The 12051-nt window shown below is 56.9% G+C and carries 11 protein-coding genes; all 11 read left to right on the forward strand.

Annotated features, from left to right (window positions below):
* Positions 1 to 29: 29 nt before the first annotated feature.
* The 11 genes from EDC14_RS04050 (at position 30) to EDC14_RS04100 (ending at position 11972) form a co-directional block, all read left to right on the forward strand.
* Complete coding sequence (locus tag EDC14_RS04050; protein ID WP_207930702.1) at positions 30 to 812, forward strand: ABC transporter ATP-binding protein; 783 nt, start codon at positions 30 to 32, stop codon at positions 810 to 812.
* Positions 796 to 1656, forward strand: a complete 861-nt coding sequence (locus EDC14_RS04055) for an ABC transporter permease (RefSeq protein WP_132012907.1) — start codon at positions 796 to 798, stop codon at positions 1654 to 1656. Before EDC14_RS04050 ends, EDC14_RS04055 begins: the two co-directional genes overlap by 17 nt.
* 399 nt (positions 1657 to 2055) lie before the next feature.
* A complete protein-coding gene (locus EDC14_RS04060) occupies positions 2056 to 4107 on the forward strand; it encodes a transglycosylase domain-containing protein (protein WP_132012908.1) in 2052 nt (683 codons plus the stop codon).
* A gap of 386 nt (positions 4108 to 4493) precedes the next feature.
* Positions 4494 to 5123 carry a helix-turn-helix transcriptional regulator gene (locus EDC14_RS04065; RefSeq protein ID WP_279388728.1) on the forward strand — a complete coding sequence of 210 codons (630 nt, stop codon included), beginning with the start codon at positions 4494 to 4496 and terminating at the stop codon, positions 5121 to 5123.
* A 9-nt stretch (positions 5124 to 5132) separates the two neighbouring features.
* Positions 5133 to 5525 carry a RidA family protein gene (locus EDC14_RS04070; RefSeq protein WP_132012910.1) on the forward strand — a complete coding sequence of 131 codons (393 nt, stop codon included), beginning with the start codon at positions 5133 to 5135 and terminating at the stop codon, positions 5523 to 5525.
* A 349-nt stretch (positions 5526 to 5874) separates the two neighbouring features.
* Positions 5875 to 7125 (forward strand): ABC transporter substrate-binding protein, encoded by a 1251-nt coding sequence (locus tag EDC14_RS04075; protein WP_132012911.1) that lies wholly within the window; start codon positions 5875 to 5877, stop codon positions 7123 to 7125.
* Between the two features lie 90 nt (positions 7126 to 7215).
* Positions 7216 to 8109 (forward strand): carbohydrate ABC transporter permease, encoded by an 894-nt coding sequence (locus EDC14_RS04080; RefSeq protein WP_132012912.1) that lies wholly within the window; start codon positions 7216 to 7218, stop codon positions 8107 to 8109.
* Positions 8106 to 8993 carry a carbohydrate ABC transporter permease gene (locus EDC14_RS04085; protein ID WP_243662804.1) on the forward strand — a complete coding sequence of 296 codons (888 nt, stop codon included), beginning with the start codon at positions 8106 to 8108 and terminating at the stop codon, positions 8991 to 8993. Before EDC14_RS04080 ends, EDC14_RS04085 begins: the two co-directional genes overlap by 4 nt.
* A gap of 59 nt (positions 8994 to 9052) precedes the next feature.
* On the forward strand, positions 9053 to 10210 hold the full coding sequence (gene aar / locus EDC14_RS04090; protein WP_132012913.1) for a bifunctional L-alanine/L-glutamate racemase: 1158 nt from the start codon (positions 9053 to 9055) through the stop codon (positions 10208 to 10210).
* A 325-nt stretch (positions 10211 to 10535) separates the two neighbouring features.
* On the forward strand, positions 10536 to 11267 hold the full coding sequence (locus EDC14_RS04095) for a pseudouridine synthase (RefSeq protein WP_132012914.1): 732 nt from the start codon (positions 10536 to 10538) through the stop codon (positions 11265 to 11267).
* Positions 11268 to 11279: 12 nt separating this feature from the next.
* The gene (locus EDC14_RS04100; protein ID WP_132012915.1) at positions 11280 to 11972 is read left to right on the forward strand and encodes an aspartate/glutamate racemase family protein; all 693 of its coding nucleotides are present in this window, start codon (positions 11280 to 11282) and stop codon (positions 11970 to 11972) included.
* The last annotated feature ends 79 nt before the right edge of the window (positions 11973 to 12051 follow it).

Here is a 12051-nt window from a genome sequence, read left to right on the forward strand (position 1 = left end):
TATCACAACGCTTTTAGGAGGCCGACTATTTGAGCTTACACGAGGTGGAACTGTCCGGCGTCGGACTGAAGTACGTCAACAAAAGCGGCGAGATCGAGGCCCTGAAGGACGTGGACCTGGCGATCGGCGCCGAAGAATTCGTTTCCCTGATCGGTCCCAGCGGTTGCGGCAAAAGCACCATCCTGTCGCTCATCGCCGGAATGCTCTTTCCCACCGCCGGACGGATCGCCATCGCCGGGCAGGAGGTGAGCGGAACCTCCCCCAAAGTCGGCTATATGCTGCAGCATGATCACTTGCTGGAGTGGCGGACCATCCGGGCCAACGCCTTTCTGGGGCTGGAGATCCGCGGCTTGAACGACCGCGCCCACCGCGACCAGGCCGTGGCGATGCTGGAACGGTACGGCCTCAAAGATTTTCTGCACCGTTATCCCGCCGAATTGTCCGGCGGGATGCGGCAGCGGGCCGCCCTGGCGCGCACCCTGGCGCTGGGCCCCGAGGTGCTCTTGTTGGATGAGCCGTTTTCGGCCCTGGATTACCAGACCCGGCTCAACCTGGAAGAGGAAGTCTATCACATCCTCAAGCAGGAGAAGAAGACCGTGATCCTGGTCACGCACGACATCTCGGAGGCGGTGGCGCTCTCCGACCGGATCGTCGTGCTGACCCCCCGCCCCGGGAAGGTGAAGGCCGATTACCGGATCGAGCTGACCGGCAAAGACGGTTCGCCCTTCCAGGCCCGGCAGGCGCCGGAGTTCCGCCGTTATTTCCGGGAGATCTGGAATGATTTGGAGGTGCGCGATGCGGCTGCGCTGTGAAGAGGGAAGCGGCGGCCCGTGGCGCCGCTGGTTGCGCCGGGGGGCGGTCTCCGAGTTTCACGGCTGTTATTTAGAAACGGTCCGCCGCCAGGAGCTCTTGATCCGGTTCTACCAATGCCTGCTCCTGGTGGCGCTAGTGGCTTTTTGGGAGATCGGGGCCAACTTCAAATGGATTAACGCCTTTATCACCAGCCAACCCAGCAAGATCGGCGCGATGATCGCCCAGTTGCAAGCGACCGGGAAACTCTGGCCCCATATCGTGACCACCGTCGGCGAGACGACGCTCGGCTTCATCCTGGGAACCCTGAGCGGGACCATCATCGCCGTGCTGTTGTGGTGGTCCAGGACCATCGCCGAAGTGCTCGATCCGTATATCGTGGTGCTCAACAGCATTCCCAAAGTGGCGCTGGGACCGATCTTCATCGTTTGGCTCGGCGCGGGCACCCCGGCGATCATCGCCATGGCCCTGGGGATCTCGGTGATCGTCACCATCATGATGGTTTTTAACGGCTTCAACGAGGTCCATCCGGATAAGATCAGGCTATTGAAGAGCTTTGGGGCCAGCCGGGGCCAGATCCTGCGGAAAGTGACCCTGCCGGCCTCGGTCCCCACCATCATCGCCGCGCTCAAGGTGAATCTGGGACTGTCGCTGGTGGGCACGATCGTCGGGGAATTCCTGGTCTCCAAGGAAGGATTGGGGTATTTGATCGTCTACGGCGGGCAGGTCTTCAACATGAGCCTGGTCATGGCCAGCGTGATCATCCTCTGTGTGGTGGCGGTGGTGATGTATTACGCGGTGAGCCTGCTGGAAAAGAAATTTGTGCGCTGGAAGGGGAACTCCTAGCAGCCAGGTGATAAAGTCTCAAATTCGGAAATCATCCTTTCAATGGCTAAAAAATGCTTCAAGCAATCGCTGTGACCCTTCCGGCTTTTCAGCCGGTTTATCACAGCTCTTTTAGGAAAAATTGGCACGATCTACCGCCGCGCCGTGGAAACTAATCGCGGCTGGCGGCGTTTATCATGGATAGGGGCAAAATATCCATAACCAGCAACCACGGCTGGTTTTTATGCTATGAAGACGGCGACTGCCCAACGAGGCTACCGGCCTTTGGAATGCAATCTTAATTTAGAAATTTATTGATCCCCATAGGGTCAAGCCGGGACAGTTATGATCCATTGGGGATGATGGTATGATATGATATAAAAAATACGGTTCAAATTTGGAATATACGGGGATGGTTCTTTGAAACGAAAGCTATGGCTGATCACGATCATGATTTTCATACTCGGCGGGACCGCTGTCTATGCGGCCAATCTGACGCGGGACATGCAACAGAAACTGGAGAATATCCGCATGGCCTCGGCGGCCTATGACCGCAACGGCAAACTCATCGGCAATCTCTATTTCTACAACCGGATCTGGGCGTCATCCGACAGGATGACCCGGGATCTGCGGAATGCGGCCGTCGCCATTGAGGACTCCCGGTTTTACCAGCACAACGGGATCGACATCCGGGGCATGGCCCGGGCGGTGATCAAAGATCTGATGCCCGGCGGCGGGATGGAAGGCGGCAGCACTATCACGCAGCAATTGGCCAAGATCTCGCTGCTCTCCTCCGAACGGACGCTGGGCCGCAAGATCCAGGATATCTCGCTGGCCCTGGAGATCGAACAGGTCTACACCAAGAAAGAGATCCTGGAGATGTATCTCAACAGCGTCTATCTGGCCCACGGCAATGTCGGGGTGGAGGCGGCGGCCCGCTATTATTTCGGGAAATCCGCCAATCAACTGACTTTGGCCCAGTCGGCGACGCTCGCCGGGATGATTCAGAGTCCTGAGAATTATTCGCCGATCAAGCATCCGACCCAGGCCAAAGGCCGCCGGAATGTGGTGCTCCAAAAGATGCTGGAGCAGAAGTATATTACCAAGGCCCAATACCAGCGGGCGATCAAGGAGCCCTTGCGAGTCACCGGCCGCAGCAACGCCACCGCGGTCGCCGGCTATTTCCTGGATTACCTGCGGGAAGATTTATTGAAACATGAAGGCTTCACCGAGGATCAATTGCGCTTCGGCGGCTATAAGATCTATACTACCCTGGACTTGAATATCCAGAAAGCAGCCGAGGCGACCATGACCCAGCTCCCGAAGGTGCCGGCCAAAGTGCAGCCCCAGGGGGCGCTGGTGTCGCTGAATCCGAAGAATGGCGGTATTCTGGCCATGGTGGGCGGCAGCAGCTACCGGGAGAGCCAGTATAACCGGGCGGTCCGTTCGGCCCGCCAGCCCGGCTCGGCGATCAAGCCGTTCGTCTACGCCACCGCCTTGGAGCGGGGCTATACGGCGGCCAACATCATGGAGGATAAGCCGATCTCTTTCACCCTGGGGAACGGGAAAACCTGGGCGCCCATTAATTACGACCGCACCTTCCACGGCCGGATGAGTTTGCGGGAAGCCTTGCGGAATTCCACCAACACGGTCGCCGTGCAATTGCTGCAGGAGGTCGGGGTCAGAAATGTGGCCGAACAGATGGAACGGATGGGCATCACCACCCTGGTCAAGCAGGGAGCGACCAACGACCTGAACCTCGCGGCGCTGGGGCTGGGCGGGCTCACCAAGGGCATCACCCCGTTGGAGCTGGCGGCGGCCTATATCCCCTTCGCCAACCAGGGTGAGTATCAGAGACCCTATTGCGTGACGAAGGTGTTGGACCGCCACGGCAACCTGTTCAAACAGTACGGCCCGGCCGCGTCCAAGAAGGTGCTGACGCCGCAGACCGCCTATATCATGACTGTGCTGATGCAAGACGTCGTGGAACGGGGCACCGGAGTCCGGGCCAGGCTGGCCGAGCGGCCGGTGGCCGGAAAGACCGGGACCACCAGCGATTACACCAACGCCTGGTTTGTCGGGTATACGCCGGATGTCCTGACCGCGCTGTGGATCGGCAATGACCAGCAAGGACAGCCGATGATCTATAAGCGCCTTAATCTGGGCAGCGCCAGCGCAGCCGAGCTGTGGGGCAAGTATATGAAACGGCTCGACCTGCGGAAGACGCCCGCCCAATTCGAGGAACCGGAGGGCATCGTCTGGGCCGAAGTCGATCGCCATTCGGGCCAGGCGGTTCCCGGATGGTTGAGCAAAGACACCTACCAGGAGGTCTTTGACGAGAAAAATGTCCCGCAGAGCACTGCTTACAAGGTCTGGCACTGGTTTTTCCAGGAACCCAAACCATCCGGCGGTACGACTCCGGCCCCGAATGAAGCGGACGACCAAGCGGCGCAGCAGCAAGGCCTCTTTTAGAAGCAGTTTCCCATACGGACCCCCTTCTCCCACGCCGGAGAAGGGGTTTTTCTTTCCTCAAATTTGTTGTCGCCGAAGATAGGAGGGGATGATGGTATCGCCCGGTTGGAGGCGAGCGATCCTCCGCGGCTGCGGCTCTTATAAATGACATTGATCTGACTTTTATTTGCCGTTCTATCGGATTCCGGGAACGAACACCGCTTTTGATTCCATTGGATGAGCGGATGTGACATCAAAGATGACATCCAGGTGACATTTTTTGAAATGCGGCTATTGATCAAGCCGATGTTTCGTGATATGATAATAATAATTTATCACAATAATAATTTATTATACATAACGAGAGAAAAAAGCTTTCCGGGGAGTTGGTTGTCATCCACCCATTATTGGAAAAGTACGTTCCCATGGTCGATTTTTTAGCGGAAGTGCTCGGCGATGATGCCGAGATTGTGCTGCACGACATGTCGGACATCAACAATTCGGTGGTCGCCATCCGCAACAGTCATGTCAGCGGCCGGGAGATCGGCGCACCCGCGACCAATCTGGTTCTCAAGATTCTGAAAGATCATAAATACGGGGACACGAACTATATCACCAATTACCAGGGGGTATCGGGGAGCGGGAAAAATCTGCGCTCTTCCACCTACTTTATCAAGGACGACCAGCGGCGGATCGTCGGCATGCTCTGCATCAACATCGACTTTGAGAAGCTCGCCCAATTCCGCAACTATCTGGACAATCTGATCGGTTTCGCCCCCGACAGCAACGCCGAAAAGACGGTGGAGCGGTTCAGCGCCTCCGTGAGCGAGCTGGCCCTGGAGAGCATCGAAACCGTCATCACAAACTTCGGCATCTCTCCGGAGCGGATGTCCCAGGATGAAAAGATCGAGATCATCAAGGAACTCAACAACAGCGGCGTTTTTTTACTAAAGGGTTCTATCGGCGAAGTCGCTTCCCAGCTGAAAGTCTCCGAAGCTACCATCTACCGATACCTCAATAAGGTTAAAAAGGAGTAATGAACGGCAATGACAGAAATGATCAGCACCGCAAACGCACCGCAAGCCATCGGACCGTACTCGCAAGCCATTAAAGTGGGGAATCTGCTGTTTGTCTCGGGGCAGTTGCCGGCCGATCCCGCCACCGGCAACATCGTCGGCGAGGATATCACGGTCCAGACCGGACAGGCGCTGAGCAATCTCCGGACCATCCTGGCCACGGCGGACATGAGCCTGGCGAACGTGGTCAAAGTGAGCGTCTTCCTGGCGGATCTGAATGATTTTACCGCCATGAATCAGGTGTACGCCACCTTTTTCAGCGCCCCGTATCCCGCCCGCGTCGCCGTACAGGTGGCACGGTTGCCCAAGGACGCGCGGGTCGAGATCGAAGCTATCGCTTGCAAGGAAACGGCGGCCTCCTAAAAGCGTTGCGATAAGCCCTGCCGAAGGCCAGGGTGAACACAAAAGCTCAGAAAAGCAAGTGATAAAGTCGTTTTTTAGTCCATTGAAAGGATGATTTCCGAATTTGAGGACTTTATCACATAGCCTCTAAAAAAGCCGGAATTCCTGGCGTTTTACAGCCTTCGCGGCTTAGGATAACGGACAACTTGGATCGTACATAACCATTGGGCGCAGTACCGGCCGTGCAAGGGACACCATTGCGAAGCAGGCTTGGCGAATCGGCAAGCTGCGACGGGGGAGGTGGGATGCGAAGGAGCGTATTTCCAAAGGGATTGTCTTAAAAATCATATAAAACAAAGGAGTGTATCGAGTGAAAAGGTTTCTTTTAGTCCTCTGCCTGGTGGTCGCCCTCGTCGGAATTCCGGCGTTCGCGGAGACCAAGACCATCAATTTCCTGGAAGTCATGACCAGCCCGGAACGGACCGCCATGCTCAAAGGGATGATCGACGAATATGAGTCCAGCCATCCCGGGGTAAAGGTCAATCTGATTTCGCCCCCGTACGAACAGGCCGACCAGAAGGCCACCCTGATGCTCAACTCCAATCAGCCGCTGGACATCATCGAGGTCCGCGACAATACCATCAAACAATTCGTCAACAACAAAAAACTGACCAATCTGGCCAAATACTATCGCAGCTGGAAAGAGGCCAAGACCTTAACCCCGGTCTCGGTGGCCGCCGCCAAAACCGTGGACAACACACCGTACATCATTCCGCAATGTATCTTCATCAAAGCGCTGTTCGTCCGGAAAGACATCCTGGAGAAAAACGGCGTCACCACCTTGCCGAATACCATTGCCGAGCTGATCAACACTTGTATCAAAATCACCAACCCGGCCAAGAACCAATACGGTTTCGCCTGGCGCGGCAAGTCCAGCGAGATGAAGTTCTCAGACTACTTTGCCTCAGCCTACGTCAAAGACATCAAAAAAGATGCCGTGCTCTATTCCGAAGAGAAAAATTATTTCACCGATCCTCGTTACGTCCAAGGCATGAAAGCCTATGTTGAATTGTTCAAGAAAGGCGCGCCGCAAGACGCCATCAACTGGGGCTTCAACGAACAGATCAACGGCTTTGTCTCCGGAATCACGCCCTTCCTGATCCAGGACCCGGACGCCATTCCGTTGATCGACAAGATGTTGGACCCCGAGAAGTATGTGGTCATCCCGGTTCCGGTCGGTCCTACCGGCATGGCTTACCTGGATTACGGCTTCACCGGCCTGGGCATTCCCAGCTACTCCAAGAATGCGGCCCAGGCTTGGGACTTCATTAAGTGGATGAGTTCAGCCGAGAAGAATGCCTATTTCTGCGAGCATTACGGCGCGCTTCCGGTACAGAGCACTGCCTTCAAGACCAACAAGTACTTCCAGGGCAAACATTACCAGGCCTTCTTGAAAGAAATGACCACCCCCAGCAAGTATGTATTCAAACCGTTCCCGCAATCCTCGCCGAAATGGCCGGGATGGGGTTCGATCCATGAAGCCGACATGCAGAGCGTTCTGCTGGGCCAAGCGAAGCTGGAGACGGTTTTGGCCAAATGGAAGGATTACTGGACGAAGTAATAGCGTCCGGACGTAAGTCGGGAGAGGCGCGAGTACCGTCCCTGCGGGGTAGGAGGCGCCTCTCCTTTAACAAAGTTTGGAGGTGCCCCAGTGCGACGGAATCCGATGGGTTTTCTGATTGCAATCATGCTTCCGGCCTTTTTGTTCTTGGGATTGGTGATCTTCTTCCCGGTAATCAAGGGTATCCTGATTGCGTTCCAGAATTATAACCTCAACAACGATCTTTCGCTGGTCCGCTTTAACGGCCTGGATAATTTCAAGGCTATCCTGACCGATCCCAATTTCAATTTCTGGCGCATTATCATCAATACGCTGATCTGGATCTATGTATCGCTATTCTTCCAATTCGTTTTGGGCTTTATTTTGGCGTTGCTGCTCAGAGAACCATTTCGCGGCCGGGGCGTCTATTCCGGCCTGGTCTTTTATCCGTGGGCACTCTCGGGGTTTGCCATCGGCTTGATCTGGGCCTGGATCTTCAACGGCCAATTTGGCATGGCCAACGATATTTTGATGCGGTTGCATCTGATCCAGCAGCCGATCGGATTTTTGTCCGATCCCAGCTTTGCCATGATCTCGGTCATCATCGTGAATATCTGGTACGGCGTGCCTTTCTTCGCCATCATGCTGCTGGCGGCGTTGCAATCCATACCCAAGGAGCTGTTCGAGGCCGCCCAGATTGACGGCGCCAACTCCGTCAAACGGCTGTTCTACATCACCATTCCCTATATCAAGGCGACCATTGTCAGCACGGTGCTGCTCCGCACCATCTGGATTATGAATTTCCCCGAAATCATCTATGCGATGACCGGCGGCGGCCCGAATAACGCCACCAATATTCTGGCGACGCAAATGATCAATAAGATCCTGAAATTTTACGATTATGGCCAGGGATCGGCCATGGGAGTCATCATCATGGTGCTTTTGTTCGCTTGCGCCATCATTTATCTGCGGGCGTCGGGCGCTAAAGAGGAGGGTGCAGTATGAGTATGAATGGTGCCGCTTTGGTTCCCCGCATCGGGCCCGCCCGGATGGCCCGCCTCAAGCGGCTGCTGTTTGTGGCGGCCCGCGTCATCTTGCTGGCGCTGTTCCTGGTCGCGGCGTTGTTGCCGTTGTATTGGGTGGTGGTCACCTCCTTAAAGGGCGGCCGGGAGATTTATGCGTTCCCCATCCGTTACTTGCCGGAGCGCTTCAATCTGGAGAACTATGCCTATCTCTTCAAGATCAGCAATTTTCAGCTTTATTTTCGTAACAGCGTCTTCGTCTCCCTGATGGGTTCGGCCGGGGCCCTGTTCATCTCGATGCTCAGCGGCTACGCGCTGTCGCGGTTCCGCGCCAAACGGGTGCGGCTGATGTTCCTGCTGGGAATGTACTTTACCCAGATCATTCCCACCTACATGATCATGACGCCGCTCTATTCGTTCCTCGCCCAACTGGGGCTGAGCGACAACCTGATGACGCTGTCCGTGATCTATATCGGGATGATGATCGCTTTCTCCACCATCATGGGGAGCGGGTTTTTCGCCATGGTCCCGGTATCGGTGGAAGAAGCGGCCCAGATCGACGGCTGTTCCCGCTTCCAGGCCCTGTTCCAGATCGTGGTTCCCTTGGTCCTGCCGGGCCTGGCGGCCATCTTCAGCTTCGCCTTCGTCAATATCTGGAACGAACTGTTCCTGGCGGTCATGTTCATGAGCTCCGAACAGCATATGACGGTGCCGGCGGCGCTGAATTCATTCATTTCCAAAGCCGGCGTCAGCTGGGGCGTCCTGAGCGCGGGGATCGTGGTGGCGCTGCTGCCGACCCTGATCGTGTTCGCATTCGCCCAAAAGTACATTGTGGTGGGTCTCACCGAAGGGGCCATCAAAGAATAAACATTATATTCAGAATGCCCGTCCCGGCGAGGGGCGGGTGAAAGGGAGCATTGTTTAGGATGAGCCAGAAAAAGAATGTCACTGAAATACTCCATCACCTGGGAGAGGAAGAATTTCCTTTCGGAGCGGTCAGCCCGCCCTTATTTCAGACTTCGATTTTTGCATTTCCGACGTTTGAAGATTTCCGGCGGGCGCTGGGGGATGAAACCCACAACTGTCTGTACACCCGGGGCAATAATCCCACGGTGAATCTGCTGGAAAGCAAGATCGCCGCCCTGGAACACGGCGAGCGGGCCAAACTGGTCAGCTCGGGCGCGGCCGCCATCTCCGCCAGCGTCTTGGCGTTTTTAAAGACCGGGGATCACGTCGTGATGGTGCGCGACGCCTATAGTTGGGCCAAGACGTTGCTGGAGAAATACCTCGCCCGTTTCGGGGTGGAATATACTTATGTCAGTGGCACGGATGAGGCGGAAATTGCAGCGGCCATCCGACCCAATACCAAGATCATTTACCTGGAGAGTCCGACCACCTTCACTTTCCTGCTGCAAGATCTGAAGGCTGTGGCCGCTCTGGCCCGGAAGCACGGGATCAAGACCGTCATCGACAATACCTGGGCGACGCCGATCTATCAAAATCCCCTGGATTACGGCGTGGACCTGGTGGTCCATTCGGGCACCAAATATTTTGGCGGCCACAGCGATCTGGTGGCTGGCGTCATTGTCGGCAATACCGCGGATATCGAGCATATCTTCGCGACCGAGTTTTTGAATATCGGCACGGTGCCGGATCCCTTCATGGCCTGGCTGATGCTGCGGGGCTTGCGGACCCTGCAGGTCCGGATGCGGACCCATTACGCCAATGCGTTGCGGGTCATCGACTATCTGGCCCAACATCCCAAAGTGGAGGAGATTTATTATCCGTTCTACGCCAAACATCCCCAGTACGAGCTGGCCAAGGCCCAGATGCGTGGCGGTTCGGGGCTGTTCTCGCTGAAACTGGCCACCCGGAATGAGGCGCGCGTCGCCGCCTTCACCAACCAGTTGCGCTTCTTCAAACGGGCCGTCAGTTGGGGCGGATATGAGAGCCTGGTCTTCCCGTATGCGGTGGGTCATCCCGACGCGCCGGATCATTTGATCTCGGTGGTCCGTTTCCACATCGGGCTGGAGGAGCCGGAGCTGTTGATCGAGAGCCTGGAAACGGCCTTGAAAGCCATTTGAGCTTAGGCCATTCTCCAATATGGAAAATGAAACCGGCGCGAGGTTGCAGCGCCGGTTTTTTGCAAAGACTGAAGGATAATCTTGGCCGTCGCCGAATAAAACTCTCAAGAATTACGGCGTTTTGCGAATCCTATTCGAAGCGTTGTGATAAACCCTGTCCGAAGGCCAGGGTGGATACAAAAGCTCAGAGAAGCAAGGGATTAAGTCAGTTTTATACCTTTTAGCAAGCAATTTCCGGCTCAAAAGACTTTATCACATGGCTTTCAGAACCGGAGCGACTCCGGGACAGGATGAATCAATTTTCCGTTGGGACAGGGGTGGCGTGATGCGGCTGGATCGGTATCTGGCGAATATGGGCTGCGGCAGCCGGAGCGGGGTGAAACGCTGGATCCGCTCCGGGGCGGTGACCGTCAACGGCCGCACGATCCGGGACGAGGCTTTTCAGTTGGAACCGGGGGTGGATGAGGTTTGCGGGGACGGCCGGCCCGTCCGTTGGGTCCAGTATCTCTACCTGATGTTGAACAAGCCGGCCGGAGTGGTCTCGGCCACCGAGGACCAGCGCGACCGGACGGTCTTGGACTTGCTGGAGGAGCGGTTCCGGAATAAGGATCTATTCCCCGTCGGCCGGCTGGATAAGGATACCGAGGGCCTGCTGCTTTTGACCAACCATGGCGAGCTGGGCCATCGCCTGCTGGCGCCCAAGAAACACGTTCCCAAGCGCTATCTGGCCCGGGTGGACGGCCCGGTGGACGATGGGGACCGGGCGGCCTTCCGGGCCGGGATCGATATCGGCGGTTACCGGACGTTGCCGGCGGAGCTCCTGATCCTGGACGCCGGAACCCGCTCGGAAGTGGAAGTGATCATTCATGAAGGGAAGTTCCACCAGATCAAGCGGATGTTCGAGGCCGTCGGCAAACCCGTGCTCTACCTCAAGCGGGTCGCCATGGGCGAGTTGGAGCTCGATCCCGCTTTGCGGCCGGGCGAGTACCGGGAATTGACCCCGGCGGAGGCCGGGCGGCTGTTGCAAACGGCCGGCCTGGCGCCGGAGAGTTCGTGAAGGAGGATGGGTATGAAGACTATCGGATTGATCGGCGGGATGAGTTGGGAGTCATCCAGCGAATACTACCGGATCATCAACCAGGCCGTCGCGCGGCGGCTGGGCGGGAGCCATTCCTGCCGGAGCATCATGGTTTCGGTGGATTTTGCCGAGATCGCGGCGCTCCAGCACCGGGGGGAATGGGCGGAGCTGACCCGGATGATGATCGAGGCGGCCCGGAAGCTCGAGGCCGGCGGGGCCGAGCTGGTCCTCATCTGCACCAACACCATGCATAAAATGGCCGACGCAGTCCAGGAACAGTTGGGGGTTCCGCTGCTGCACATCGCCGACGCCGTCGCCGACCGCATCCGGGAGGCCGGCTTGAGCCGGATCGGACTGCTCGGCACCAAGTTCACCATGGAGGAGCCTTTTTACAAGGACCGGCTGGCCTGGCGGCAACCGCTCCGGGTGACGGTCCCCGATGCGGCGGCCCGGGAAACCGTGCACCGGGTGATCTATGACGAGCTGGTCCGGGGGATCATCAACCCCGCTTCCAAAGCGGCCTTCCAGCAGATCATCGGGACCATGGCCGCGGCCGGCGCCCAGGGGATCGTGCTCGGCTGCACCGAGATTCCGTTATTGATCAAGCCGGAGGATGTGCCGGTCCCGCTCTTCGACAGCACCGCCATTCACGCCGAAAAAGCGGTGGAGCTGGCCCTGCAATAGCGGCGGGGCCGGCGGAACCTTCCGGAAGAAAGTCGAAATTCGAAGATGTCCTCAGGCGTCCGCTTTCTAAACCGTTTTT

Origin of the sequence: Hydrogenispora ethanolica, assembly GCF_004340685.1 — a bacterium.
Taxonomy (GTDB): Bacteria; Bacillota; UBA4882; order UBA8346; family UBA8346; genus Hydrogenispora; species Hydrogenispora ethanolica.

Excerpts from the sequence above, each read along its gene's own strand:
- EDC14_RS04070 (WP_132012910.1), top strand. The coding sequence starts at position 5,133 with ATGACAGAAATGATCAGCACCGCAAACGCACCGCAAGCCATCGGACCG.
- EDC14_RS04085 (WP_243662804.1), top strand. The coding sequence starts at position 8,106 with ATGAGTATGAATGGTGCCGCTTTGGTTCCCCGCATCGGGCCCGCCCGG.
- aar (WP_132012913.1), top strand. The coding sequence starts at position 9,053 with ATGAGCCAGAAAAAGAATGTCACTGAAATACTCCATCACCTGGGAGAG.
- EDC14_RS04095 (WP_132012914.1), top strand. The coding sequence starts at position 10,536 with ATGCGGCTGGATCGGTATCTGGCGAATATGGGCTGCGGCAGCCGGAGC.
- EDC14_RS04055 (WP_132012907.1), top strand. The coding sequence starts at position 796 with ATGCGGCTGCGCTGTGAAGAGGGAAGCGGCGGCCCGTGGCGCCGCTGG.
- EDC14_RS04100 (WP_132012915.1), top strand. The coding sequence starts at position 11,280 with ATGAAGACTATCGGATTGATCGGCGGGATGAGTTGGGAGTCATCCAGC.